This is a genomic window from Microbacterium luteolum (assembly GCF_039533965.1).
Lineage (GTDB): Bacteria > Actinomycetota > Actinomycetes > Actinomycetales > Microbacteriaceae > Microbacterium > Microbacterium luteolum.
In genome coordinates this window covers 3,179,575-3,203,696 of sequence record NZ_BAAAUN010000001.1, presented here as the reverse complement: position 1 = coordinate 3,203,696, position 24,122 = coordinate 3,179,575, and the positions used below count along the sequence as shown (strand labels likewise).

The following is a 24,122-nucleotide window of genomic DNA, read 5'->3' as shown; positions in this document are numbered from 1 at the left end:
TCACACCAGCCTGTTCTGCACGAGGTACTCGACGAGCTTCTCGGCGGCATCGCCCTCGTCGGTGATCTTCACGCCTGCCGCCCGCGGCGGCTTCTCCGACACCGCGGTCATGATGGTGCGGGGCGCTGCGGCAGGGTCCGCCGAGACGTCGAGGTCGGCGAGCGAGAGCACGTCGAGCGGCTTCTTCTTGGCCGCCATGATGCCCTTGAAGTTCGGGAACCGCGCGTCAGGGAGCGCCTCGGTGATCGAGACGACGGCGGGCAGCGGAGCCGAGACCTGCTGGCCGCCGGCATCCGCGGCGCGCGTGCCGGAGACGCCGTCGGCGGTGATCTCCACGGAGCTGAGGGCCGTGACCTGCGCGAAGCCGAGATGCTCGGCGAGCATCGCCGGGATCACGCCGCCGGAGCCGTCGGTCGACAGGTTCCCGGTGATCACCAGTTCGGGGGCTCCGCGGCGGATGGCCGCGGCGAGCACCTCTGCCGTGAGTCCGAGATCCGCACCGGCCAGCTGCTCGTCGGCGACGTGCACGGCGGAGCCGGCGCCGATCGCGAGCGCCCGTCGGACGGATGCCGTCGACCCGGCCGGCGCCATGGAGAGAGCCACCACCTCGGTGCCCTCGTTCTTGTCGGCGTAGCTCAGCGCGACCTCGAGCGCCCGCTCCGTGATCTCGTCGAGGACCACGTCGCCGGCGCCACGATCAGCCAGGCCGGTCTCGAGATTCAGCTTGCGATCGCCATAGGTGTCGGGCACCTCTTTGACCAGGACGAAGATCTTCATCGATTGCTCCTCACGACTGCTGCAATTCTAGACCGCGATACTGAGTCCCAGTCCACCTGCGACTCAGACCCAGAAGCCTCGGCAGCGGGCGCGTCGCGCGCCGTCCCGCCGCACCGCCCTCCCGCCGCTACCGTAGGGATGTGGCCCAATCCCGACCGCTCCCCGTTGACCCGCTCGCCGAGGCGAAGCGGCAGTGGCTCGCGCACGGATGGACGGATGCCGCTGACGGCATGACCGTCGTCACCTCGGTCATGCGTGCGCAGCAGCTGCTGCTCGCCCGCGTCGACGCCACGCTCAAGCCGTTCGCACTGAGCTTCGCCCGCTACGAGGTGCTGCGGCTTCTCGCGTTCAGCCGCGCGGGAAGCCTGCCGCTGTCGAGCGTGGTCGCCCGACTCCAGGTGCATGCGACGACCGTGACGAGCACGGCCGAGCGCCTCGTGCGGGACGGTCTGATCGTGCGTGCGCCGCACCCCTACGACGGCCGCGCCGCGCTCCTCGCCCTGACGGATGCCGGTCGAGAGCTCGTCGAACGGGCGACCGAGGCCCTCAACGCCGACGTCTTCGCCGATCCGGGTCTCAGCCGCGACGACGCCGCCGAGCTCGTCGCGATCGTGGCCAGGATGCGCAAGGACGCCGGCGACTTCACCGACCCGCGCCCGCAGCCCGAAGCGCTCTGACGTGGCCAGGTTCGTTCTCGAGACGATCGTCGCCGCCGGCCCTGCCGAGGTGTTCCGCGTCTCGCTCGATCCGGGCCTGCACGTGCGCTCCATGTCCCGATACGGCGAGACGATGGTCGAGCCGCCCGCGGGCGGAGTGTTCACCGAGGGCTCGACGGTGACCTGGCGGGCGCGCCACTTCGGCATCCCCTTCCGTCTGCGCTCGGTGGTCTTCGACATCGATCCGCCGCGCGGGTTCTCCGATCGGCAGATCGCCGGACCGTTCGGCGCCTTCCTGCACGAGCACAGGTTCGACGAGCATCCGGCCGGCACCCTCATGCGCGACACCGTGACCTTCCGCTCGCCGTTCGGTCCGCTCGGCCGATTCGTCGACGCCGTCTTCCTGCGCGCGTACATGCGCCGGCTGATCGCGCAGCGCAACGAGGTTCTCGTCGCCGAGATCGACGATCCCGGGCGTAGCCTGTCGGCATGAGCGAACTCAGGCTGCACACCGTCCTCATCGGCCGCGGTCCCGCTGCGGCGATCGTGCTCAGTGACGAGCAGGTCGCGTCCCTCGGCGCGGGCAAGGTGTTCCCGGTCGCGGTCACGATCGGCGGACGCACGGCGCGGCTGCGTCTGGCGCGCATGGGTGGCGAGAACCTGATCGGCTTCACGAAGGCCGTGCGCGCCGACCTCGGGCTGGAGGCCGGCCAGGAGATCGACGCCGTCATCCGGGTGGATTCCGCCGAGCGGACGGTCGACGTGCCGGCGGAGCTGGCCGCGGCGCTCGACGCCGATCCCGCGGTGCGCCGCCTTCGACGCCCTCAGCTACTCCGCCCGCAAGGAGCACGCCCGGATGGTGGCCGACGCGAAGCAGGACGCGACGCGCGAGCGTCGGATCGCGAAGATCGTCGAGGCGCTGCGCGGCTGACCGGTCAGCGGTTCTCAAAGGCGGGCGTCCTCTTCTCCCGGAACGCGGCCATGCCCTCTTTCTGATCCGCGGTGTCGAACAACGCCGCGAAGGCCTGCTTCTCGTGCGCCAGCCCCTCGGCGAGGGACGTCTCCATCGCCGCATCCAGAGCCGCCTTCGCGGCGAACAGCGACGGCAGCGACTTCGAGGCGATCGTCTCGGCGAGCGTCGAAGTCTCGGCGAGGAGATCGGATGCCGGAACCACCCGCGAGACGAGACCCGCGCGTTCCGCCTCCTCGGCACCCATGAGGCGTCCGGAGAGGACCAGCTCCGCGGCCTTGTAGTAGCCGACGGCGCGGATCAGACGCTGCGTCCCTCCCATGCCGGGAATGACGCCGAGGTTGATCTCCGGCTGCCCGAACTTCGCGGTGTCGGCGGCGAGGATGATGTCGCACATCATCGCCAGCTCGCATCCGCCGCCCAGGGCGAAGCCGGAGACGGCGGCGATCACCGGTGTGCGCACGGCCGCGAACTCGTGCCACACACCGAAGTGGTCGGTCTCGAGCATCTCCGCGGCGGACATGCCCTCCATCTCCTTGATGTCGGCACCCGCGGCGAACGCCTTCTCGGACCCGGTCACCACGATCGCGCCGACGCCGTCATCCTCGTCGAAGGCGACAGCGGCCGCGGTGACCTCTTCCGCGAGCCGGCTGTTGAGGGCGTTGAGCGCCTGCGGCCGGTTCAGCGTGATCCATCCGACGCGTCCGCGCTGCTCGACCAGGATCGTCTCGTACTCCGTCATGTCGCCCTCTCCGTCGTGGTCATCCCAGTATCGCCCTGCGTGTCGTCTCGTCGCGTTCCCCCGACCCGCCGCTTGCAGGTCGAGAAGACAGTTGCAGGTCCGGATGCGCGGATACGACCTGCACATGTGTTTCCGGCCTGCAGGCGTCCGACACCGGTCAGGAGCCCGCCTCACGGATGTCGGTGATGATGCCGGAGAAGTCACGGCCGGCACCGTCTCCCGCGGCGAACGCGGCGTAGATCTGCTGCGCGAGCCTGCCCATCTGGGCATCCGTCGACGTCTGCTCGATCGCCTGCAGCGCGAGCCCCAGGTCCTTCGCCATCAGGGCTCCGGCGAACCCCGGCTGGTAGTCCCGGTTCGCGGGACTGGTCGGCACCGGACCGGGCACCGGGCAGTTGGTCGTGATCGACCAGCACTGGCCGGAGGCCTGCGACACGACGTCGAACAGCGCCTGATGTTCCAGGCCCAGGCGCTCCCCCAGCACGAACGCCTCGGCGACGGCGATCTGCGACACCGCGAGCACCATGTTGTTGCACACCTTCGCCGCCTGACCGAGGCCCGGACCGCCGCAGTGCACGATCCGCTTGCCCATCACCTCGAGCAGCGGAAGGGCGGCGGCGAAGTCCTCGTCGGAGCCGCCGACCATGAAGGCCAGAGTGCCGTTCTCGGCCCCGACGACGCCGCCCGAGACGGGGGCGTCGACGTTGCGGTGGCCGGCGGCGAGCGCCAGCGCGTGTGCGGCACGGGCTTCGTCGACCGCGATCGTCGACGACTCGATGAAGAGGGTGCCAGGGCGCGCGGCGGCGAGCAGCTCGGTGCGGTACGCCTCGATCACGTGCTTCCCCGCGGGGAACATCGTGATGACGACATCCGCGTCGACCACGGCATCCGCCCCGCTCGAAGCCACCGTGATCCCGGCTGCCTGTGCCGCCTCGATCGCCGCCGGAACCAGGTCGAAGCCGCGCACCTCATGGCCCGCGGCGACGAGGTTCTTCGCCATCGGAAGGCCCATGTGGCCGAGACCGAGGAAGGCGACGACGGCCGGCGCCGTGGTCATGATGCGCTCCGCATCGACGACGACCCCGCGGGTCGCAGCATCTCGCGGCCGACGATCAGGCGCATGATCTCATTCGTCCCCTCGAGGATCTGGTGCACGCGCAGATCGCGCACGACCTTCTCGATCCCGTAGTCCTGCAGGTAGCCGTATCCGCCGTGCAGCTGGAGCGCACGGTTCGCGACGTCGAAGCCGGCGTCGGTGGCGAAGCGCTTGGCCATCGCGCAGCGCATGGTCGCGTCGGGTGCGTGCTGGTCGACGGCCTCCGCGCCGTCGCGCACCATCAGGCGGGCGGCCTGCAGGTCGGTGCGCATGTCGGCGATCGCGAACATGATCGACTGCTTCTCGGCGAGGGGCTCTCCGAAGGCGACCCGCTCGTGCACGTACTGCACCGCCCTGTCTAGCGCCCACTGCGCACCGCCGAGCGAGCACGCGGCGATGTTGAGCCGGCCGCCGTTGAGGGCCGACATCGCGATCGCGAAGCCGCGACCCTCCTCGCCCAGAAGAGCGGATGCCGGAACGCGCACGCCGTCGAGGATCACCTGCCGCGTGGGCTGGGCATGCCAGCCCATCTTCTTCTCCGGCGCTCCGAAGCTGAGACCGTCCGCGTCACCGGCGACCAGGAACGCGCTGATGCCACGGGCGCCCGGCTCCCCGGTGCGCGCCATCACGACGTACACCGCCGCCTCTCCCGCGCCGGAGATGAACTGCTTCACGCCGGTGAGCACGTAGTCATCGCCGTCGCGGACCGCACTCGCGGCGATGTTCGCGGCATCCGATCCTGCTCCGGGTTCGGTGAGGCAGTAGCCGCCGAACTCCTGCATCGCGGTGAGTTGCGGCAGCCATGCGCTCCGCTGCGCGTCGTCGCCGTAGGTGTCGATCATCCACACGACCATGTTGTGGATCGAGATGTAGGCGGCGACCGCGGGATCGCCCTTCGCGAGCTCCTCGAAGATCGCGACGGTGTCGGTGCGGCTCAGACCGCTTCCCCCGAACTCCTCGTCGACGTAGATGCCGCCGAGCCCGAGCTCGCCGGCCCGGTTCAGCGACTCCCGCGGGAAGATGTGCTTCTCGTCGCGCTCTGCGGCGAACGGTGCGAGCTCGGTCTCCGCGAACTCGCGGACCGCGTCGAGAATGGCTTCGCGCTCTTCGGCGGTGGTGGTGACGGTGGTCATTGTCATCAGAGTTCCTTGTCGAAGGGTGGGTCAGTGCATGGTGGGGATGACGAAGCTGGCGCCGTCCTTGATGCCCGAAGGCCAGCGGCTCGTCACGGTCTTGGTCTTCGTGTAGAAGCGGAACGCGTCGGCGCCGTGCTGGTTCAGGTCGCCGAAGCCGCTGCGCTTCCAGCCGCCGAACGTGTAGTACGCGATCGGCACCGGGATCGGCACGTTAACGCCGACCATCCCGACCTGCACCCGGGCGGCGAAGTCGCGGGCCGCATCGCCGTCACGGGTGAAGATCGCGACGCCGTTGCCGTACTCGTGCTCCGACGCCATCCGCAGCGCCTCTTCGTAGTCGGCGGCCCGCGCGATCACGAGCACCGGCCCGAAGATCTCCTCGCGGTAGATCGCCATGTCGGTCGTGACATGGTCGAACAGCGTCGGGCCGAGGTAGAAGCCCTCCTCGTAGCCGTCGACGGTGAATCCGCGGCCGTCGGCGAGAAGCGTGGCTCCCTCGTCGATGCCCTGCTGGATGTATCCCTCGACGCGCTCGACCGCGGCGCGGGTCACGAGAGGCCCGTAGTCGACATCCTTCGCGAGCGACGGACCGATGCGGAGCTGTGCGACGCGCTCGAGGAGCTTCGCCGCCAGCGCGTCGGCGGTCTCCTGCCCGACCGGGACGGCCACGGAGATGGCCATGCAGCGCTCCCCCGCCGAGCCGTACCCCGAGCCGATGAGAGCGTCGACGGTCTGATCGAGGTCGGCATCCGGCATCACGATCATGTGGTTCTTGGCGCCGCCGAAGCACTGGGCACGCTTGCCGTGCGCCGCGGCGGTCGAGTAGATGTACTCGGCGATCGGCGTGGAGCCGACGAAGCCGACCGCGCGGATGCGGTCGTCGGTGAGCAGCGCGTCGACGGCTTCCTTGTCGCCGTGCACGACGTTGAGCACACCGGCGGGGAGACCCGCTTCGAGGAACAGCTCGGCGATGCGCACCGGCACGGAGGGGTCGCGCTCGCTGGGCTTGAGCACCACGGCGTTGCCCGCGGCGAGCGCCGGCCCCGCCTTCCACAGCGGGATCATGGCGGGGAAGTTGAACGGGGTGATCGCGGCGACCACGCCGAGCGGCTGCCGCATCGAGTAGACGTCGATGCCGGCGCCGGCGCCCGTCGAGTACTCGCCCTTGAGGAGGTGCGGGGCACCGGCCGAGAACTCGATGACCTCGAGGCCGCGCTGGATGTCGCCCTTCGCGTCGTCGACGGTCTTGCCGTGCTCGCTGGCGAGGAGCTCGGCGAGCGACTGCATCTCGCGCTGCACGAGATCGAGGAAGCGCAGGAGCACGCGGGCGCGCTTCTGCGGGTTCGTCGCGGCCCAGGCGACCTGCGCCGCCTCGGCGTTCGCGATCACCTCGCGCACCTCGTCGGCCGACGCCAGGGGCACTCGCGCCTGCACGGCGCCCGAGCTCGGATCGAACACGTCGGCGAAGCGACCGGTGTCCGGGGTGAGAAGCGATCCGCCCACGAAGTGCGGGATAGTACGAGTCATTGTGTGACATCCCTCCGAGCCATCATTGGCACATTGGGAGTTTACTCCGGCATCCGACCATTTACTAGGACATCCTTGTAAATGATGAACGGCGCCTGCGAGCGGATGTTCGCGCCGCGTTCACCATCCGGCCACCTCGGTCGATTACAACTGCAGATGCGCGGGCAAGGAGACTCAGACCGGATCGGGTAGTCACATCATCCGCGCACTCGGTGAGCACTCTCGCTCCCGTCGCGGTGCCCACGCCGCGAGACCCCCGCCGAATCGGGTCGGCGGGGGTCCTCTCTTTCCTGGGAGCCTCACGCGGACGCGCGAGATCAGGGGATCGCGTGGATTCAGGCCGTTTCGCAGCCGATCGGCCTGAATCGGCGCGATCGCCTGATTCCGCGTGCCCGCCGAGCCGAAATAGAATCGACGTGCGCCCACACCCCGGCGCGACCGCTCCGGCAGCCCGCGATCCGGGCTCCCCGTCACGAGGACTTCGCCGTGTCCGAACCCATCACCGTGTCCATCCGCCGCGAGGTCGACCCCGGTCGCATCACCGAGGCGACCGTCTGGGTGCAGACGGGCGTCAACCTCGCGACGAAGTATCCGGGATTCCTCGGCTCCGGCTGGGTGCGCGCCGGCGAGGATTCCCAGATCTGGCACATGCTCTACCGCTTCGCGAACGAGGAGTCTCTCGTCGCATGGGAGAAGTCCGGGGAGCGCGAGTGGTGGCTCTCGATGGGCGAGGGCTTCATCCGCAGCGAGCGCTCCAAGCGCCGGACGGGCATCGAGGGCTGGTTCGACGAGCCGACCACCGGGACGATCACCCTGCCGACCAGCGAGGGCGGGACCACCACCGTCACCGTCGCGCCCGCCCCGCCCCGCTGGAAGCAGGCGGTCTCGATCTGGCTCGGCTTCTTCCCCGTGAACGTCGCGTTCACCTACGCCATGGGCCCTGTCCCCGGCTGGGACGCTCTGCCGATCTGGCTGCGCGTGCTCGCCACGACCCTGGTGCTCACGCCGATCATGACGTACTGGGTGCTGCCCTTCGTGACCCGTTCGCTGCGGAACTGGTTCGCGCGCTGATTCAGAGGTCCGCGACGGCGTCGCGCAGCGCGCGCTCGACCACGGCGACTCCGTCGGCGAGCGGCCCCGGACGCCGCACCAGATAGAGGGTGTTGATCGGCGGGTCGTCGGTCTCACGGAGGACGGTCAGACGCCCGTCGGCCAGCTCGTCGGCGATCAGGTAGGTGGGCAGCACCGTGACTCCCGCACCGGCCACCGCCGCGGCGACCAGCGTGCGCAGGTCGGGCGCGACGAGAGCGGGCGTGCGCTCGAGCCGGATCCCGAACACGTGCCGCCAGTAGCGGCGGAGGATCGGCACGTCCTGGGCGAAGGCAAGAAGCGGCGTCGACGCCAGCGCATCGGGCCGCAGGTCGACGGACGACTCGATCCCGAGCGAGGACGACGCGACGAGGACGAACTCCTCGTCGAAGAGCGCAGCGGTCGGGAGCGCGCGCCCGCGTGGCCGCACCGCCGAGATCACGAGATCGAGGCTCCCCGCCGCGATGCTGTCGAGCAGGTCGGCCGCGAGCCCCGGCATCATCGTGATCCGCAGCCCTCCCGCCACGGCCGGGGCGAGTGCGGGAGCAGCGACCGCCGCGAGCAGATCACCCGCGCCGCCGAGTCGGACCGGCGGCGCATCCGCGGGCGGCGGTGAACGGAGCGCGGTCGCGAGAGCGTCGAGCGGACCGGCCAGCCGCTCGGCGAGATCGTCAGCCCGGAGCGTCGGACGGATGCCGCGGGCGTGACGGTCGAACAGCGGTTCGCCGATGCGCACCTCCAGCGCCTGCAGCTGCGCCGTCACGCTCGACTGCGCCAGTCCCAGCATCCGCGCCGCTGCCGACACCGACCCCGACCGATACGCCGCGAGGAACGTCCGCCACAGCGCGACATCCCTCAGTCCATCGGAATTCCGATCGCTCATATCGCGAATCTATCGGAAGAGTGCGCGACGGTGAACCGTTGTCCTCGATACCGGCATCCGCTCGGCACACGTCGTCCCTTGAAGGAGCATCCATGTCCACCGTCCTCTTCGTCGTCACCGCCGCCCGCACCTGGACACTCACCGACGGCACTGCGCACCCCACCGGGTTCTGGGCCGAAGAACTGCTCGCCCCCTACCGACTACTGACCGCGGCCGGTCACGACATCGCGTTCGCCACTCCGGCTGGGGCGTCCCCGGTCGCCGACGCCGCGAGCCTGGCCGACGGCGACGCCGCAGCGCTCGCGGAGATCTCCGCGCTCACCACACCCCTGGTGCTGGCCGATGTCGACCCCGCGGCCTACGACGCCGTGTACTACCCGGGCGGCCATGGACCGATGCAGGACCTCGCCGAAGACGACGACTCGGCGAGGCTCATCACGGCGACCCTCGCCGCCGGCCGCCCCCTCGCCGCGGTGTGCCACGGCCTGGCTGCCCTCCTCCCCGCCCGCACGGCCTCCGGCGACCCGGTCGTCTCCGGACGACGGATCACCGGCTTCTCCGACGAGGAGGAGCGCCTGGGCGGTCTGGCCGACCGCGCGCCGTTCCTGCTCGAGAGCGCGCTGCGCGCACAGGGTGCCGAGGTCGAGGTCTCCGAGGCCTGGAGCGATCACACGATCGTCGACGGACTGCTCATCACGGGGCAGAACCCGCAGTCGTCGGAGTCGGCAGCGCGGGCGCTCGTGGCCGCGCTCGCCTGATCCGCCCACCGGCGGGGCTCGTCAGATCACGCCGACCGAGGTGAAGGCGAGTTCCGCAGCGCCGAGCAGCAGCCGGTCGGCGGCGAGCGATGCCGGGAGGATGCGGAGACCCTCCGCATTCTCCGACATCGCACGCTCCGCCACGGCGGCGGCGAAGCCCTCCGGGTCGAGCTCCTCCAACTGGGCGAGGAAACCGCCCAGCACCACCACGGAGGGGTTGAGGATGTTCACGGCATCCGCGATCGCCTGCGCCAGCAGTCCCCGCTGGCGCGCGCACTCCTCACGGACCGGGTCGTCGTCGGATGCCGCGGCGAGAGCATCCGCGAGGGTCGCGTCGTCCGCCGCCGCCAGGCCGAGCACGGCCAGGAGCCGGGCGCGGCTGACGTCGTCCTCGAGCACGGTCGCACGCACGGCGTCGACCCGGTTCTGACCGAACTCGCCGGCGTAGCCGCCCACGCCGCCGACCGGTGAGCCGTGAACGATGATGCCGCCGCCGATGCCGGACGGCCCGCCGTTGAGGTACACGATGTCGTCGGCTCCCTGCGCCGCGCCGAACAGGTGCTCGGCGAGCGCGCCGAGACTCGCGTCGTTCCCGACGGCGGCCGGGAGGCCCGTGGCCTCGGCGATCAGCGCCCGCACCGGGGCATCCGTCCATCCGAGGTGCGGGGCGTTGCGGACGAGGCCGTCGGCCGCGCGCACGAGTCCGGGCACCGCCACGCCGACGGCGACGAGCCGCGCATCTTCCAGCGGACCGGCACGCCAGCGATCGACGACATCCGCGACGAGGTCGGCGACATCGACGGCGGTGAGCAGGGTCGAGGACTCGATGCGCTCACGGACCGCGATCGTCCGCGAGAGGTCGATCGCGGCGATCTCGACCGCGTCGATCTCGGGATTCACCGCGATCACGACCGAGCGCGGCGAGGCCGCGACGACGGGCGATGGTCGCCCCACGCGTCCGACGGGATCGGGATCGCGCTCGACGACCCACCCCTCGCCGACGAGCTCGGCGACCAGATCGGCGATCGTCGAGCGGTTCAAGCCGGTCGCCGTCGTCAGCTGCGCCCGGGACTGGGCGCCGCCGAGGTGGACGAGCCGCAGGACCCGTGCGAGGTTGCGCGCACGCACGCCGTCGCCCGAGTCCTTGAGCACAGCGGTTCCGCTGCGCCCCGTCGAAGCGTCCGTCACATCGTCCTCGCATTCGGTCCGGCGTCTCAGTCTAGGAGGCTGGACATCCGCTCCTCCAGGTTATATGTTGTTGCTCACAACATTTTCTGCCGCGCCGCTGTCCGGCACCATGCGAAGGAGCATCATGAGCCTCACCCCGACCCGCGACGACAAGTTCTCGTTCGGCCTCTGGACCATCGGCTACAACGGCACCGATCCGTTCGGCGGCCCCACGCGTCCGGCCCTCGACGTCGTGCACGCGGTCGAGAAGCTCGCCGAGCTCGGCGCCTACGGGCTCACCTTCCACGACGACGACCTGTTCGCGTTCGGATCGACCGATGCCGAGCGGCAGAACCAGATCGACCGCCTCAAGGGCGCGCTCGCCGACACCGGGCTGATCGTGCCGATGGTCACCACCAACCTCTTCAGCGCACCGGTCTTCAAGGACGGCGGCTTCACCTCGAACGACCGCGACGTGCGCCGCTACGCGCTGCGCAAGGTCTTCCGTCAGCTCGACCTCGGCGCAGAGCTGGGCGCCAAGACCTTCGTCATGTGGGGCGGCCGCGAGGGCGCCGAGTACGACTCCGCCAAGGACATCCGGGCGGCGCTCGAGCGCTACCGCGAGGCCGTGAACCTGCTCGGCGACTACGTGACCGACAAGGGTTACGACATCCGCTTCGCGATCGAGCCCAAGCCCAACGAGCCCCGCGGCGACATCCTGCTGCCGACGCTCGGGCACGCGATCGCGTTCATCGACTCCCTCGAGCGCCCCGAACTCGTCGGCGTGAACCCCGAGGTCGGGCACGAGCAGATGGCGGGTCTGAACTTCACGGCCGGCATCGCTCAGGCGCTGTACCACGGCAAGCTGTTCCACATCGACCTCAACGGCCAGCGCGGCATCAAGTACGACCAGGACCTCGTGTTCGGACACGGCGACCTGCACAACGCCTTCTCGCTGGTCGACCTGCTCGAGAACGGCGGACCGAACGGCGTCCCGGCGTACGAGGGCCCCCGGCACTTCGACTACAAGCCGAGCCGTACCGAGGACGAGAACGGCGTCTGGGACTCGGCCGCCGCGAACATGCGCACCTACCTGCTGCTGAAGGAGCGCGCCGCGGCCTTCCGCGCCGACCCCGAGGTGCAGGAGGCGCTGGCCGCCGCCAAGGTCGCCGAGCTCTCGACGCCGACGCTCAACCCCGGCGAGAGCTACGACGACTTCCTCGCCGACCGGAGCGCCTACGAGGACTTCGACGCCGACGCGTACCTCGGCGGTCACGGCTTCGGGTTCGTGCGCCTGCAGCAGCTGGCGACCGAGCACCTGCTCGGCGCGCGCTGAGCACGGCGATGACCCTCGTCCTCGGCGTCGACTCCTCGACGCAGTCGTGCAAGGTCGTCGTCGTCGACAGCTCGATCGGTGCCGTCGTGCGCACCGGTCGGGCATCGCACCCCGACGGGACCTCGGTCGATCCCGAGGCGTGGTGGACCGCGCTCCAGACGGCGATCGCCGGTGCGGACGGACTCGACGACATCGCGGCGTGGGCCATCGGCGGGCAGCAGCACGGCATGGTCGCGCTCGACGCCGACGGCCGGGTCATCCGCGATGCGCTGCTGTGGAACGACACCCGATCGGCGGATGCCGCGACGGCGCTCGTCGCCGAGTTCGGGGCGCAGAAGCTGGCAGACCGCACGGGACTCGTGCCCGTGGCATCCTTCACGATCTCGAAGGTGCGCTGGCTCCGCGACCACGAACCCGACAACGCGGCGCGAGTGGCCGCGATCGCTCTGCCGCACGACTGGCTGACCTGGCGGCTGCGCGGCTTCGGTCCGGCAGGCGAGGCGCCGCGCGGACCCGTGCTCGACGAGCTGGTCACCGACCGCTCCGACGCCTCGGGCACCGGGTACTGGAACCCCGCGACCGGCGAGTACGACCGCGAGCTCTTCATCGCCGCGCTCGGACACGACGCGGTGCTGCCGCGGGTGCTCGGCGCGCACGAGTCGGTGACGGATGCCGCGGGGCGCCTGGTCGCGCCAGGAGCCGGCGACAACGCCGCGGCCGCCCTCGGTCTCGGTGCGGGGCCCGGCGACGTCGTCGTGTCGATCGGCACCAGCGGCACGGTCTTCGCGGTGAGCGAGACGCCGTCGGCCGATGCCTCAGGGATCATCGCCGGGTTCGCCTCCGCCGACGGGCATTTCCTCCCGTTGGTCTGCACGCTCAATGCGGCGCGGGTTCTCGACGTGACGGCATCCCTCCTCGGAGTGGATCACGACGAGCTGAGCCGGCTCGCGCTGGCGGCGCCGTCGGGCGCGGCCGGCCTCGCACTCGTCCCCTACTTCGAGGGGGAGCGCACCCCGAACCTGCCCGATGCGACCGCGACGCTCAGCGGCATGACCCTCGCCTCGACCACGCGGGAGAACCTCGCGCGGGCCGCGGTCGAGGGGATGCTGTCAGGCCTCGGCGCCGGCCTCGACGCGCTGCGCGAAGAGGGTGTGCCGCTGCGGCGCGCACTGCTCATCGGCGGCGGCGCGCAGTCGGAGGCGGTGCGCGCCATCGCCCCCGAGGTGCTCGGCATCCCGGTCGAGGTTCCCGCGTCCGAGGAGTACGTCGCCCTCGGCGCTGCGCGCCAGGCGGCATCCGTTCTCACTGTCTGACCGGCTCCGGTCTCTCGGCTTGCGGTCGCGGTTGTTGCCGGTTCCCCCGGCTCCGGTCGCAGTTGCTGCCGCTTGGCGGTGCCGGAGACGGCTGGAAATGCGACCGGAGCAGGTGTGCGCGACCTACAGAGCCCGGATGCGCCAGGATGCGGCGTGCGACTGACCGGGGGCGAGCGTCACGAGGTCGGTGCCGGAGTTGAAGGCGTCGGGCGGGCAGGTCATCGGCTCGACCGCGAGACCGATGCGGTGGATGCCGTCGAGTCCCGGGTTGTCGGCCGTGTGCACCTGCACCCACGGGCAGCGCTCGTCGAAGCTGATCGCCACCCCGGTTCCGCCCTCGCTCGTGAGCCGCACCTCGGCCACGCCGTCGGTGCGGGCGAGACCCGTGAAGGCGTGGTCGATGAAGACGTCGCCGATCGGGCGGGCCGTGCGGAAGTCCCACTCGGGATGCTCCGCCACCGGCTCGACGGCGACCGGGCTCAGACGATCGGGAGTGACCGTCAGAACCTCGGATGCCGGGAGGGTGAGGGTCCAGGAGTCGACGCGTTTCGTCTCGTCGCTGCGCTTGTCGCTCAACGACCGGGACTCTGCCATGAGGTACGGATGCGGTCCGGTGCCCCAGGGCGCGGCATCCGCTCCGATGTTGTGCGCGGAGACCGTCTGCCGCAGACCGTCGGCGTCGAGGCGGTACTCGACCTCGACCTCGATGCGGAACGGATACCCGGACTGCGGTTCGATGACCGCGGCGAGCACGACGCGGTCGTCGACCACGAGGCGGTCGGAGAACTCCGCCCAGGCGAGCAGACCGTGCAGGGCCTGTCCGCGCGCGGGCTCGGTCAGCGGGAGCTGGTGGACGGCGCCGCCGAAGCGGTAGCGACCGTCGACGATGCGGTTCGGCCACGGGGCGAGCGTCGCGCCGCGGTACCCGGGCCGCACCTCGTCGGCATCGAACGGCACGACGAGGTCGCGGCCGTCGAAGGTCAGCGTGCGCAACGAGGCGCCGACGCTCGCGATGATCGCCTCGTACCCGTGGCCGGCGAGGCGCAGCTGGTGTCCGGAACGCGGTCCGACCGTCATCACAGTCCCTGCGCGAGACGGTAGTACGCCTGGTTCCAGCGCACCTGCTTCTGGAACTCCGGCAGCGTGGTGCTGTCGTCGATCACGAGCAGCTCGACCTCTGCCATCTCGGCGAAGTCGCGGAACGCCTCGATGCCGACGGCGGTCGACATGACGGTGTGGTGCGCGGCGCCGGCGGTCAGCCAGGCGGCGGCGCTCGTGTTGAACTCCGGCTGCGGCTTCCACACGGCGCGACCGACCGGCAGCTTAGGGAGGGACGCCCGCGGGGGCACGTTCTCGACCACGTTCGCGGTGAGCCGGAAGCGGTCGCGCATGTCGCTCAGCGCGACCACGACGGCGGTTCCGGGGTCGGCGGTGAAGACGAGGCGCACCGGGTCGTCCTTGCCGCCGATGCCGAGCGGGTGGATCTCGAGCGTGGGCTTCGCGGTCGTGAGCGACGGCGAGACCTCGAGCATGTGGGCGCCGAGGATCAGCTCGTCGCCCGGCGTCATGTCGTAGGTGTAGTCCTCCATGAGGCTCGCGCCGCCGGGGAGGCCTGCGCCCATGACGTTCGCGATGCGCACGAGGATAGCCGTCTTCCAGTCACCCTCGGCGCCGAACCCGTAGCCCTCGGCCATCAGGCGCTGCACCGCGAGGCCAGGCAGCTGCTTCAGCGCGCCGAGGTCCTCGAACGAGGTGGTGAAGGCGCCGAAGCCGCCCTCCTCCAGGAACGACCGCAGTCCGAGCTCGATCGCGGCGCCGTCGCGCAGCGACTGGTGACGGTCGCCGCCCTTCCGCAGCTCGGGGACGACCTCGTACAGCTCCTCGTACTCCGCGACCAGCGCGTCGATGTCGGAGTCGGATGCCGCGGCGACGGCATCCGCCAGCTCGTTCACGCCCCAGGTGTTCACCTGCACGCCGAACCGCAGCTCGGCCTCGGTCTTGTCGCCCTCGGTCACCGCGACGAAGCGCATGTTGTCGCCGAAGCGGGCGAGCTTGAGGTCGCGTGACGCGGCGAGTCCCGCGGCGGCGCGCTGCCAGGTGCCGAGTTCACGGCGCACGCGCGGGTCGGAGGCGTGTCCGACGATGGTCTTGCGCGGCACACCGAGGCGCGTCTGGATGTACCCGAACTCCCGGTCGCCGTGCGCGGCCTGGTTGAGGTTCATGAAGTCGAAGTCGATGTCGGCCCACGGCAGCTCGACGTTGGCCTGCGTGTGCAGGTGCGCGAGGGGCTTGCGCAGAGCATCGAGACCGGCGATCCACATCTTCGCGGGGCTGAACGTGTGCATCCAGGCGACGAGCCCGATCACGCGGTCGTCGGCGTTCGCCTCGAGGGCGGTGCGCTTGATGGCGGCGGCATCCGTCAGCACGGGCTTCCAGACGATCTTCACCGGCACCTCGTCGGCGGAATCGAGCAGACGCGCGATCTCCTGCGACTGGTCGGCGACCTGCGCGAGCGTCTCGGGCCCGTAGAGGTGCTGGCTGCCGGTGAGGAACCAGACCTCGTAGCCGTCGAGGGAGGTGGTGAGGGCCATGGGTTATACCTTTCGGAGGCGGATCGGTCGCTGACGTTTCGTCTCGCTGCGCTCGCTCAACGAGCGGTGTGAGGCTAGGGGAGGGATGCGACGGCGGCGGCCTCGACGGCCAGTCCCGCCCGGTACCGGTCGAGGTAGGCCGCGAAGCCGGCGACGTCCGCCGGATCGGGTGCGGTCGTGGACAGGGATGCCGTGGCGAACACCTGCTGCTCGAGGTAATCCCCCAACGACAGCGAGTCGGCATGCGCCAGGTAGGAGGCGAGCACCGCGATGCCCCAGGCTCCCCCCTCGGAGGCCAGCTCGCCGACGGCCACCGGCGCCCCCAGGGCACCGGCGAGGAAGCGCTGGGCGACTCCGGCGGTGCGGAACATGCCGCCGTGCGCGAACATCCGATCCAGCTCGACGCCCTCGTCGGTCAGCACCTGCATTCCGAGCGCGAGCGTGCCGAACACGCCGTAGAGCTGCGAGCGCATGAAGTTCGCGAGCGTGAAGGCGCTGTCGGGCGTGCGCACGAACAGCGGCCGGCCGGCATCGAGCCCGGCGATGGGCTCTCCGGCGAGATGGTTGTAGGCGATCAGGCCGCCGGCATCCGCTTCGCCCTCGAGTGCCTCGCGGAACAGGGCGTCGAACACGGCGTCGTCGCCGAGCGGCTGCCCCGCGGCGGCCGAGAAGCGGGTGAACAGCCCGGCCCAGGCCGCGAGCTCGCTGGCGCCGTTGTTGCAGTGCACCATCGCGACGGCATCGCCGGCCGGCGTGGTCACGAGATCGAGCTCGTGATGCACCTCGGCCAGCGGACGCTCCAGCACGACCATCGCGAAGATGCTCGTGCCCGCCGAGACGTTGCCGGTGCGCGGGGCGACCGAGTTCGTGGCGACCATGCCGGTCCCCGCGTCGCCCTCGGGCGGGCACAGCGGGATGCCGGGCTGCAGGGTCCCGCTCGGGTCGAGCAGCGCCGCGCCCTCCGCCGTGAGAGCGCCGGCGTCGGCACCCGCGGGGAGCACGGCCGGCAGAATCTCGGCGAGCGGCCGGGGAAGACGGTCGGCGGCGAGCGCGTCGTAGGCGCCGAGCATCCGCTCGTCGTAGTCATGGGTGGAGGAGTCGATCGGGAACATGCCCGAGGCGTCGCCGACGCCCAGCACGCGCCGACCGGTGAGCCTCTCGTGCACGTGGCCGGCGAGCGTGTTCACGCTCGCGATCCGCGGCACGTGCCCCTCGCCGTCGACGACGGCCTGATGCAGGTGCGCGATCGACCAGCGCAGCGGGATGTTGACGCCGAGAAGCTCGGTGAGCTCCGCGGATGCCACGCCGGTGTTCGTGTTGCGCCAGGTGCGGAACGGCACGAGCAGCTCGCCCGCCGCGTCGAACGCGAGGTAGCCGTGCATCATGGCCGAGATGCCGATCGCACCGAAGGACTCGGGGCGGATGCCGTGCTGCTGCTCCGCGTCGGCGACCAGTGCGGCGTAGGCGGCCTGCAGCCCGGCCCAGACCTCGTCGATCGCGTAGGTCCACAGGCCGTCCTCGAGGCGGTTCTCCCAGGAGAACGAGCCGGTGGCGAGCACCTCGGTGGGGTCGGCCCCGATCAGGCAGGCCTTGATGCGCGTGGAGCCCAGTTCGATGCCGAGGCTCGTCCGGCCCGCGCGGATGTCTTCGGCGCTCATCGGCGGGCGTCCGCACTCTGGCCGTAGACGTTCTGGTATCGGTCGAAGAGGCTGTCGATCGCCGCCTGCGGGATCGGGACCAGCGGACCGGCCTCGCGCGCGAGGTGCACGGTGCGGGCGACGTCCTCGACCATGACCGCGGCCTTCACGGCATCCTTCGCGTCGACGCCGATCGTGAACGGGCCGTGGTTCTGCATGAGCACGGCCCGCGAGCGGTGGCCGCTGAGGGTCTCGACGACCCCCCGGCCGATCGAGTCGTCGCCGATGATCGCGAAGGGGCCGATCGGGATCGGCCCGCCGAACTCATCGGCCATGGCGGTGATGACGCACGGGATCTCCTCGCCGCGCGCGGCCCAGGCGACGGCGTAGGTCGAGTGCGTGTGCACCACCCCGCCGACCGCCGGCATGTTCCGGTACACGTAGGCATGCGCGGCCGTGTCGCTCGACGGCGAGCGGTCGCTGCCGGGAGTGCCGGGGATGACGTTTCCGTCGAGATCGCAGAGGATCATGTTCTCCGCGGTCAGGTCGTCGTAGGAGACGCCGGACGGCTTGATCACGAACAGGTCGGCACCGGGAACCCGTCCGGAGACGTTGCCGCCGGTCCAGACGACCAGCCCGTAGCGCACGAGCTCGCCGTGGAGCAGGGCGACATCGGCGCGCACGGTGGCGATGGCTGCTTCGACGGCGGGGTCGAAGGCGGGGGCGTCGTTGCTCACAAGGACCTCGGATGGTTCGCGGCCGGCCGCTGTGACCGGTCACAGCAGTGTGTCACGGTCGGGTTGCGGGCGTCAAGAGGAGCGGGCGCGGCGGCGGGCGGTGCACAATTCAGCAAGAACGCTCGGGGCAGTGGGCGCGACTCGCGGAAGCGCGGGGGCCAACGACCCGCCAGGCGGTGTTCTTGCGGAATTGTGCACAGCCGATCCGTGAGGCCGACCTCCCGCACGCCCCTGACCGGGCGGCTCGACGGTCAGCGCGGCGGCGCGACCGACGCGCGCGCGACCAGCACGGGGGCGACCGGCGCGAGGGCGGAGGCCGCACTGTCACCGCCGATCACGACGGCGACGGCCCGTCGGGCGAGCTCCTCGAAGTCCTGGCGGACCGTCGTCAGCGCCGGCCAGTAGTACGCGGCGTCGGGCGTGTCGTCGAACCCGACCACGCTCACATCCCCCGGCACCGCGATACCCGCCTCGTGCAGCGCGCTCAGCAGTCCGAGTGCCATCTGGTCGTTCGCCGCGAACACCGCGGTGGCGCCGGAACTCCGCACGGCATCGACGGCGGCGTAGCCCGACCCCGCGGACCAGTCCCCCGCGATGACCGGCCCCGGGGTCAGCCCCCGTGCGGAGAGCTCCGCGGCGAAGCCCTCGGCCCGCGACTCGGCCTCGAGCCAGTCCGCCGGTCCGGCGAGGTGCGCGATGCGGGTATGTCCGGCGTCGGCGAGGGCCGCAACCGCCAGTCGGGCGCCGGCGGCCTGGTCGACCGACAGGCCGGCAGCGCCGAGTCCCGCGGAGTGCAGCGTGACCACCGGCACGTCGATCCGCAGAGCGGCGAGCGCCTCGAGGGTCTGCGAGTGCGGAGCCACCACGACGATCCCCTCCACGCCCTGGGCGATCAGATGATCCACCGCCGCCACGACCGCGTCGGCATCGCCCGCATCCGCGAAGGCCGCGCTGACCCAGTAGCCCGCGGCGCGAGCGGATGCCTCGAGCGCGGCGATGCTGCGCGAGGGACCGTACTGCAGCGCGTCGGAGGCCAGCACGCCGAGCGTGCGCGACCGGCGCGTGCCCAGCGCGCGGGCGGCGTTGTTCATCCGGTACCCGAGCTCTGCCATTGCGGCCTGCACACGCAGCTGCGTGTCGGCGGCGACGTCGGGGTGATCGTTGAGCACCCGCGAGACGGTCTGCCTGGACACACCGGCGAGCGCCGCGACATCGCGGACACCGACCGTGCGATTCGATGTGCGGGGGGACTCAGTCACGCCGACGAGTGTACGACGCCCGACCCTCCTTGCTCGCAGCCGTGCCACTCTGGAGACATGCGCATCGCTCTCACGGGATCATCGGGCAAGCTCGGCCGCGTCGTCGCTCGCGAACTGCGCGCGAACGGCTACGACGTCATCGGCATGGACGTCGCCGGCGTCCGCGGACCGGACTTCGTCCAGGTCGACCTCACCGATTACGGCCAGGTCGTCGACGCCTTCACCGCGGTGGGCGACACGCACGACGGCATCGACGCCGTGGTGCACCTGGGGGCGATCCCGGCTCCCGGCATCCGCAGCGATGTCGCGACGTTCCACAACAACATGCCGGCGACGTTCAACGTGTTCTGGGCCGCCGTGCGACTCGGCATCCGCCGGATCGTCTACGCGTCGAGCGAGACCGTGCTCGGGCTGCCGTTCGACGTGCCCCCGCCCTATGTGCCCGTCGACGAGGACTACCCGGCACGTCCGGAATCCGTCTATTCGCTGGTCAAGACCCTCGAGGAGCATCTGGCGACCGAGCTGGTGCGCTGGCATCCCGATCTGTCGATCACGGCGCTGCGCTTCTCGAACGTCATGGACCCCGAGGACTACGCCGCCTTCCCGTCGTTCGACGCCGACGCACTGCTGCGCAAGTGGAACCTCTGGGGCTACATCGACGCCCGCGACGGGGCGCAGGCCGTGCAGCGGGCGCTCGAGAACGCGGCTCCGGGCTTCGATCGGTTCATCATCGCCGCCGCCGACACGGTGATGACGCGGCCGAACGCCGAGCTGCTCGCCGAGGTCTTCCCCGACGTCCCGGTGAAGGGCGAGTTCGGCCCGAACGAGACCCTGCTCTCGATCGACAAGGCCCGACGCGTGCTGGGATTCGATCCGCAGCACTCCTGGCGCGACCACGTGTGACCCGCGGCCCTTCGACAAGCTCAGGGACCCAGGTACTTGGGTTGCTGAGCCTGTCGAAGCACCCCCGGGCTACCGCCGGGCGATCGTCGATCCGCGGATGACCAGCCGCACGGGCAGGTGGTGCGAGCCCTCGCCGATGTCGACGCCGTCGATCGCGTCGAACACGCGCTGGGCGGCCTGGCGCCCGAGCTGCTGCAGGTTCGCGTCGATGCTGGTGAGCTCGGGACGGGCGTTGGTCGCGAGCACCTCCCAGTTGTCGTAGCCGATCACGGCGAGGTCGTCGGGCACCGAGCGGCCGAGGTCGCGCGCCGAGTCGAGCACGCCGCGCGCGATCTGATCGGAGCCGCAGAACACCGCGTCGATGTCGGGATGCCGCTGCAGCAGCAGCGCGCCGGCGTCCCTGCCCCAGTGCTCGGTCCACTCCGAGAACATCGGCTCGCCGACGAGCTCGAGTCCGGCCTCGCCGAGGGCGGCGCGTGCGCCGGCGAGACGATCCTGGGCCGCAGCGTATGACGGCTCGCCTGAGACGTGCGCGATGCGTCGCCGGCCGCAGGCCAGCAGGTGCTCTATCGCGAGACGCCCTCCGGCGTAGTTGTCGGGGGTGAGCGAGAGGTCGCGCGGGTCGTCCGACGGCGCGTACGCGTAGACGACCGGCACGGGCAGGTCCTGCCCGAGCGAGGGGCGCGGATCGGTCTGCCGCCCCACCACGATGATGCCGTCGACCCGCCGACTCAGCAGCTCCTTCAGGTGGTGCTGCTCGCGGATGGCGTCGCCCCGGGCATCGCACAGGAACACGTTGATGCGGCCGGCCCCGAAGGCATCCTCGGCTCCCATCAGGATCGGGATCATGAAGCGGCCCTCGAGGTCGCTCGTGAGCAGACCCACCGTGCCCGTGCGTCCGGCCAGCAGCCCCCGCGCCATCGCGTTCGGCGTGAAGGAGAGCTCGTCGGCGATCGCGAGGACACGGGCCCGCGTCGCCGCGGCGACGTCCCCTCGATCGTTGAGCGCCTTGGATGCCGTCGCGATCGAGACGCCCGCGAGACGGGCCACATCACTGAGCGTCGCCGCCTTGCCCGCTGGCTCGCCGTTTGCCATCTCGCCCCCTGAACGTTGCTGAAAGGTTATCGGAGCAGTCCTTGACCGCTGCGCAACATTCACGATATACCTTTTCGAAAGGGGTTTCGGAGTTTTCGGAACCGTCCATCCTCGCTAGACAGCGCCGTCGCCCGACGACAGCATCCGCTCACCGAAGAGTCCTGGAGGCATTCCATGCACACCACCCGACGCCGTGCGCTCCGACGCACCGTCACCGCCCTCGCCGTCACCGGCCTGCTGCTCGGCCCGCTCGCGGCCTGCGCCGCCGGCGGGACGGACACCGGCTCCGACGAGCCCATCACCGCGGAGGGTGTCGACGACGGTTCGACCCTGACGCTCTGGACCCGCGCACCCATCGAGCGCCAGGCGAAGCTGCTCGTCGACGCATACAACGACTCGCACGAGAACCAGGTCGAGCTCACCGTGGTCCCCAACGACGACTACGTCGCCAAGGTCGGCGCCGCCGCAGGCTCCGGCGGACTCCCCGACCTCTTCGCCGCCGACATCGTCTACGTGCCCAACTGGGCGCAGCAGGGTCTCTTCGCCGACATCTCCGAGCAGATCGACGGCCTCGACTTCAAGGACGACATCAACCAGGGCCACCTCTCCGCCGGAACCGTCGACGACAAGGAGTACGTGCTGCCCTTCGCCCTCGACCTCTCGATGCTGTTCTGGAACAAGGAGCTGTTCGCCGAGGCCGGGCTCGACCCCGAGAAGGCGCCGGCCACGCTCGAGGAGTTCTCCGAAGCAGCGCAGGCCGTGCAGGCCCTGAACAAGCCCGACACCTACGGCACCGCCACCGGTCTGAACTGCGGCGGATGCCTCGTCTTCACGTGGTTCCCCTCGGTCTGGGCATCCGGCGAAGAGGTCATGACCAATGACGGCTCCGAGGCGCTGCTCGACGGCGACGCCGCGCAGGCCGTGTACGACACCTGGGCGGAGCTCGAGAAGGCCGGCGCCGTGCTGCCCAGCTCCACGGATGAGGCCGGTCCCACCTGGACCGCGGCGTTCAGCGAGGGCAAGGTCGGCGTCATGCCGTTCCCGGCGACGCTGCTGCCGTCCCTCGAGTTCGACGCGGGCGTTGCCGGCATCCCCGGTGTCGACGGCGGCGTCTCCACGTTCGTCGGCGGCGACGGCATCGGCATCTCGAAGGACTCGAAGCAGTCGGCGCAGGCCTGGAACTTCCTCAACTGGATGATGTCCGAAGAGGCGCAGGTCGAGGTGCTCGCGAAGGACGGCAACGCGGTCTCACGCGGCGATCTCGCCGACAACGAGTACGCCGCCGCCGACCCGCGCCTGGTCACGATCAACGAGGTCGCAGCGCAGGGCAGCACGCCCGTCGCCCTGAACTTCCAGCAGGCGTTCAACGCACCGGGCAGCCCGTGGCTCACGCTGGTGCGCAACAGGGTGCTGAACGGCGAGGACGCCGTCGAGGCCGACAACGAGGAGATCACCGCGATCCTCTCGCAGTGACCTCCGGTGGGGCGGCGCACGTCGCGCCGCCCCACCGCCCGCTCGCCCCCGATCGAAAGAGACTGAGATGACCTCGACCGCACCCCCGCTGCGCCGCCGCCGCGCGCGCACCGGATTCGGCGGCCCCGTGCAGGGCTGGCTCTACGCCGCCCCGACCGCGATCTTCGTGGCCCTGCTGTTCGTGGTGCCGCTGGTGCTCGTGCTGCAGATGTCGGGCTCCGACTGGCCGCTGCTCAGCGGCAACCGCGGCCCGAACTTCCCCGAGAACTACGTGGATGCCGTCAGCCATCGGCTCTTCTGGGACAGCATCCGCTTCACCCTGCTGTACACCGTCATCACGACCGTGATCCTCATCGGCCTGGGCCTCGGCCTCGCCCTCCTCGTGCAGGAGTCGACCCGCTGGAAGGGCCTCCTGCGCACGGCCTTCCTGATCCCGAGCGCGCTGGGGCTGGCATCCGCCTCGCTGCTGTTCTACGTGCTGTACTCCCCCATCGCCGGCCCCTTCGCGGGCCTGATGAAGTCGTGGGGCATCACGTTCCTCGGCACCCCCGAAGGCGCACTCTGGTCGACGATCTTCCTCATCGTGTGGCGCTTCGCCGGCTTCTACATGCTGCTCATGCTCGTGGGCCTGCAGGGCATCCCGGACGACATCTACGAAGCAGCGCGCATCGATGGCTCGAGCCGCTGGCAGACGTTCCGCTACATCACGGTGCCCCTCCTCAAGCCGACCTTCGCCCTCACGACCGTGATGTGCGTGACCGGGTCGCTGCTCGCGTTCGAGCAGTTCTACATCCTCACCAAGGGCGGCCCCGACAACAGCACCATGACCGTCGTGCAGCTCATCTACAACGTGGCCTTCCAAGGTCAGAACAGCCTCGGCATCGCCGGTGCCCTCTCGGTGATCGTGCTGCTCGCGCTCATCGTCATCAACGTCTTCCAGTTGCGCGCCTTCCGGCGTCCGGATGAGAGCTGAAGCC

23 protein-coding genes are annotated in these 24,122 nt (G+C 70.5%); 10 read left to right on the top strand and 13 right to left on the bottom strand.

Going from position 1 to position 24,122, the window contains the following annotated elements; all coding sequences use genetic code 11:
- A complete protein-coding gene (locus ABD648_RS15500; protein ID WP_282215856.1) occupies positions 1 to 777 on the bottom strand; it encodes an electron transfer flavoprotein subunit beta/FixA family protein in 777 nt (258 codons plus the stop codon).
- A 140-nt stretch (positions 778 to 917) separates the two neighbouring features.
- Between ABD648_RS15500 and ABD648_RS15495 the strand changes: the two genes are divergently transcribed.
- From ABD648_RS15495 to ABD648_RS15485, 3 genes are read left to right on the top strand one after another with little or no spacing between them, the layout of a single operon-like run.
- Positions 918 to 1,454 (top strand): MarR family winged helix-turn-helix transcriptional regulator, encoded by a 537-nt coding sequence (locus ABD648_RS15495; protein ID WP_282215855.1) that lies wholly within the window; start codon positions 918 to 920, stop codon positions 1,452 to 1,454.
- Between the two features lies 1 nt (position 1,455).
- A complete protein-coding gene (locus ABD648_RS15490; protein ID WP_282215854.1) occupies positions 1,456 to 1,926 on the top strand; it encodes an SRPBCC family protein in 471 nt (156 codons plus the stop codon).
- Positions 1,923 to 2,429 (top strand): DUF1905 domain-containing protein, encoded by a 507-nt coding sequence (locus ABD648_RS15485; RefSeq protein ID WP_282215853.1) that lies wholly within the window; start codon positions 1,923 to 1,925, stop codon positions 2,427 to 2,429. The genes ABD648_RS15490 and ABD648_RS15485 overlap by 4 nt, the downstream gene beginning before the upstream one ends.
- Here the strand turns inward: ABD648_RS15485 and ABD648_RS15480 are convergent.
- From ABD648_RS15480 to ABD648_RS15465, 4 genes are all read right to left on the bottom strand, one after another.
- The gene (locus ABD648_RS15480; protein WP_282215852.1) at positions 2,369 to 3,145 is read right to left on the bottom strand and encodes an enoyl-CoA hydratase-related protein; all 777 of its coding nucleotides are present in this window, start codon (positions 3,143 to 3,145) and stop codon (positions 2,369 to 2,371) included. The genes ABD648_RS15485 and ABD648_RS15480 overlap by 61 nt on opposite strands.
- A 157-nt stretch (positions 3,146 to 3,302) precedes the next feature.
- Positions 3,303 to 4,202 carry a 3-hydroxyisobutyrate dehydrogenase gene (gene mmsB / locus ABD648_RS15475; protein ID WP_282215851.1) on the bottom strand — a complete coding sequence of 300 codons (900 nt, stop codon included), beginning with the start codon at positions 4,200 to 4,202 and terminating at the stop codon, positions 3,303 to 3,305.
- On the bottom strand, positions 4,199 to 5,380 hold the full coding sequence (locus tag ABD648_RS15470) for an acyl-CoA dehydrogenase family protein (RefSeq protein ID WP_282215850.1): 1,182 nt from the start codon (positions 5,378 to 5,380) through the stop codon (positions 4,199 to 4,201). The genes mmsB and ABD648_RS15470 overlap by 4 nt, the downstream gene beginning before the upstream one ends.
- A gap of 24 nt (positions 5,381 to 5,404) precedes the next feature.
- Complete coding sequence (locus ABD648_RS15465; RefSeq protein ID WP_282215849.1) at positions 5,405 to 6,904, bottom strand: CoA-acylating methylmalonate-semialdehyde dehydrogenase; 1,500 nt, start codon at positions 6,902 to 6,904, stop codon at positions 5,405 to 5,407.
- A 486-nt stretch (positions 6,905 to 7,390) separates the two neighbouring features.
- Between ABD648_RS15465 and ABD648_RS15460 the strand changes: the two genes are divergently transcribed.
- A complete protein-coding gene (locus tag ABD648_RS15460; RefSeq protein ID WP_282215848.1) occupies positions 7,391 to 7,975 on the top strand; it encodes an antibiotic biosynthesis monooxygenase in 585 nt (194 codons plus the stop codon).
- A gap of 1 nt (position 7,976) precedes the next feature.
- On the opposite strand, the gene ABD648_RS15455 is transcribed toward ABD648_RS15460, so the two are convergent.
- Positions 7,977 to 8,876, bottom strand: a complete 900-nt coding sequence (locus ABD648_RS15455; RefSeq protein WP_282215847.1) for a LysR family transcriptional regulator — start codon at positions 8,874 to 8,876, stop codon at positions 7,977 to 7,979.
- Positions 8,877 to 8,968: 92 nt separating this feature from the next.
- Between ABD648_RS15455 and ABD648_RS15450 the strand changes: the two genes are divergently transcribed.
- The gene (locus ABD648_RS15450) at positions 8,969 to 9,634 is read left to right on the top strand and encodes a type 1 glutamine amidotransferase domain-containing protein (protein ID WP_282215846.1); all 666 of its coding nucleotides are present in this window, start codon (positions 8,969 to 8,971) and stop codon (positions 9,632 to 9,634) included.
- A 21-nt stretch (positions 9,635 to 9,655) separates the two neighbouring features.
- Here the strand turns inward: ABD648_RS15450 and ABD648_RS15445 are convergent, their stop codons facing one another.
- Positions 9,656 to 10,822: an ROK family protein gene (locus ABD648_RS15445; protein ID WP_282215845.1), complete on the bottom strand. Its 1,167-nt coding sequence runs from the start codon at positions 10,820 to 10,822 to the stop codon at positions 9,656 to 9,658.
- Positions 10,823 to 10,946: 124 nt separating this feature from the next.
- Here ABD648_RS15445 and xylA point away from each other — a divergent pair, with 124 nt between their 5' ends.
- Positions 10,947 to 12,137, top strand: a complete 1,191-nt coding sequence (gene xylA, locus ABD648_RS15440; protein WP_282215844.1) for a xylose isomerase — start codon at positions 10,947 to 10,949, stop codon at positions 12,135 to 12,137.
- An 8-nt stretch (positions 12,138 to 12,145) separates the two neighbouring features.
- Entirely contained in the window at positions 12,146 to 13,450 is a 1,305-nt protein-coding gene (xylB, locus tag ABD648_RS15435) for a xylulokinase (protein WP_282215843.1), read from the top strand.
- A gap of 123 nt (positions 13,451 to 13,573) precedes the next feature.
- Here xylB and ABD648_RS15430 read toward each other — a convergent pair whose 3' ends face one another.
- From ABD648_RS15430 to ABD648_RS15410, 5 genes are all read right to left on the bottom strand, one after another.
- A complete protein-coding gene (locus ABD648_RS15430; RefSeq protein ID WP_282215842.1) occupies positions 13,574 to 14,527 on the bottom strand; it encodes an aldose 1-epimerase family protein in 954 nt (317 codons plus the stop codon).
- Positions 14,527 to 16,041 (bottom strand): L-arabinose isomerase, encoded by a 1,515-nt coding sequence (araA, locus tag ABD648_RS15425; protein ID WP_282215841.1) that lies wholly within the window; start codon positions 16,039 to 16,041, stop codon positions 14,527 to 14,529. Before araA ends, ABD648_RS15430 begins: the two co-directional genes overlap by 1 nt.
- A gap of 74 nt (positions 16,042 to 16,115) precedes the next feature.
- Positions 16,116 to 17,699 (bottom strand): xylulokinase, encoded by a 1,584-nt coding sequence (locus tag ABD648_RS15420; RefSeq protein WP_282215840.1) that lies wholly within the window; start codon positions 17,697 to 17,699, stop codon positions 16,116 to 16,118.
- A complete protein-coding gene (locus tag ABD648_RS15415; RefSeq protein WP_282215839.1) occupies positions 17,696 to 18,415 on the bottom strand; it encodes an L-ribulose-5-phosphate 4-epimerase in 720 nt (239 codons plus the stop codon). Before ABD648_RS15415 ends, ABD648_RS15420 begins: the two co-directional genes overlap by 4 nt.
- A 251-nt stretch (positions 18,416 to 18,666) precedes the next feature.
- Positions 18,667 to 19,674, bottom strand: a complete 1,008-nt coding sequence (locus ABD648_RS15410; protein ID WP_282215838.1) for a LacI family DNA-binding transcriptional regulator — start codon at positions 19,672 to 19,674, stop codon at positions 18,667 to 18,669.
- Positions 19,675 to 19,731: 57 nt separating this feature from the next.
- Between ABD648_RS15410 and ABD648_RS15405 the strand changes: the two genes are divergently transcribed.
- Positions 19,732 to 20,577: an NAD-dependent epimerase/dehydratase family protein gene (locus ABD648_RS15405; RefSeq protein ID WP_282215837.1), complete on the top strand. Its 846-nt coding sequence runs from the start codon at positions 19,732 to 19,734 to the stop codon at positions 20,575 to 20,577.
- A 69-nt stretch (positions 20,578 to 20,646) separates the two neighbouring features.
- Here the strand turns inward: ABD648_RS15405 and ABD648_RS15400 are convergent, their stop codons facing one another.
- Positions 20,647 to 21,672 (bottom strand): LacI family DNA-binding transcriptional regulator, encoded by a 1,026-nt coding sequence (locus tag ABD648_RS15400; RefSeq protein WP_282215836.1) that lies wholly within the window; start codon positions 21,670 to 21,672, stop codon positions 20,647 to 20,649.
- 174 nt (positions 21,673 to 21,846) lie between these two features.
- On the opposite strand from ABD648_RS15400, the gene ABD648_RS15395 reads away from it, so the two are divergent.
- Both ABD648_RS15395 and ABD648_RS15390 read left to right on the top strand, forming a co-directional pair.
- Complete coding sequence (locus ABD648_RS15395; protein ID WP_282215835.1) at positions 21,847 to 23,145, top strand: ABC transporter substrate-binding protein; 1,299 nt, start codon at positions 21,847 to 21,849, stop codon at positions 23,143 to 23,145.
- A 67-nt stretch (positions 23,146 to 23,212) separates the two neighbouring features.
- Positions 23,213 to 24,118 carry a carbohydrate ABC transporter permease gene (locus ABD648_RS15390; RefSeq protein WP_282215834.1) on the top strand — a complete coding sequence of 302 codons (906 nt, stop codon included), beginning with the start codon at positions 23,213 to 23,215 and terminating at the stop codon, positions 24,116 to 24,118.
- The last annotated feature ends 4 nt before the right edge of the window (positions 24,119 to 24,122 follow it).

What these genes read in the sequence shown, in the direction of transcription:
- ABD648_RS15500 (WP_282215856.1), bottom strand. Translation starts at nt 777, where the DNA reads ATGAAGATCTTCGTCCTGGTCAAAGAGGTGCCCGACACCTATGGCGAT.
- ABD648_RS15485 (WP_282215853.1), top strand. Translation starts at nt 1,923, where the DNA reads ATGAGCGAACTCAGGCTGCACACCGTCCTCATCGGCCGCGGTCCCGCT.
- ABD648_RS15480 (WP_282215852.1), bottom strand. Translation starts at nt 3,145, where the DNA reads ATGACGGAGTACGAGACGATCCTGGTCGAGCAGCGCGGACGCGTCGGA.
- mmsB (WP_282215851.1), bottom strand. Translation starts at nt 4,202, where the DNA reads ATGACCACGGCGCCGGCCGTCGTCGCCTTCCTCGGTCTCGGCCACATG.
- ABD648_RS15470 (WP_282215850.1), bottom strand. Translation starts at nt 5,380, where the DNA reads ATGACAATGACCACCGTCACCACCACCGCCGAAGAGCGCGAAGCCATT.
- ABD648_RS15465 (WP_282215849.1), bottom strand. Translation starts at nt 6,904, where the DNA reads ATGACTCGTACTATCCCGCACTTCGTGGGCGGATCGCTTCTCACCCCG.
- ABD648_RS15455 (WP_282215847.1), bottom strand. Translation starts at nt 8,876, where the DNA reads ATGAGCGATCGGAATTCCGATGGACTGAGGGATGTCGCGCTGTGGCGG.
- ABD648_RS15450 (WP_282215846.1), top strand. Translation starts at nt 8,969, where the DNA reads ATGTCCACCGTCCTCTTCGTCGTCACCGCCGCCCGCACCTGGACACTC.
- xylA (WP_282215844.1), top strand. Translation starts at nt 10,947, where the DNA reads ATGAGCCTCACCCCGACCCGCGACGACAAGTTCTCGTTCGGCCTCTGG.
- xylB (WP_282215843.1), top strand. Translation starts at nt 12,146, where the DNA reads ATGACCCTCGTCCTCGGCGTCGACTCCTCGACGCAGTCGTGCAAGGTC.
- ABD648_RS15430 (WP_282215842.1), bottom strand. Translation starts at nt 14,527, where the DNA reads ATGACGGTCGGACCGCGTTCCGGACACCAGCTGCGCCTCGCCGGCCAC.
- araA (WP_282215841.1), bottom strand. Translation starts at nt 16,041, where the DNA reads ATGGCCCTCACCACCTCCCTCGACGGCTACGAGGTCTGGTTCCTCACC.
- ABD648_RS15420 (WP_282215840.1), bottom strand. Translation starts at nt 17,699, where the DNA reads ATGAGCGCCGAAGACATCCGCGCGGGCCGGACGAGCCTCGGCATCGAA.
- ABD648_RS15405 (WP_282215837.1), top strand. Translation starts at nt 19,732, where the DNA reads ATGCGCATCGCTCTCACGGGATCATCGGGCAAGCTCGGCCGCGTCGTC.
- ABD648_RS15400 (WP_282215836.1), bottom strand. Translation starts at nt 21,672, where the DNA reads ATGGCAAACGGCGAGCCAGCGGGCAAGGCGGCGACGCTCAGTGATGTG.
- ABD648_RS15395 (WP_282215835.1), top strand. Translation starts at nt 21,847, where the DNA reads ATGCACACCACCCGACGCCGTGCGCTCCGACGCACCGTCACCGCCCTC.
- ABD648_RS15390 (WP_282215834.1), top strand. Translation starts at nt 23,213, where the DNA reads ATGACCTCGACCGCACCCCCGCTGCGCCGCCGCCGCGCGCGCACCGGA.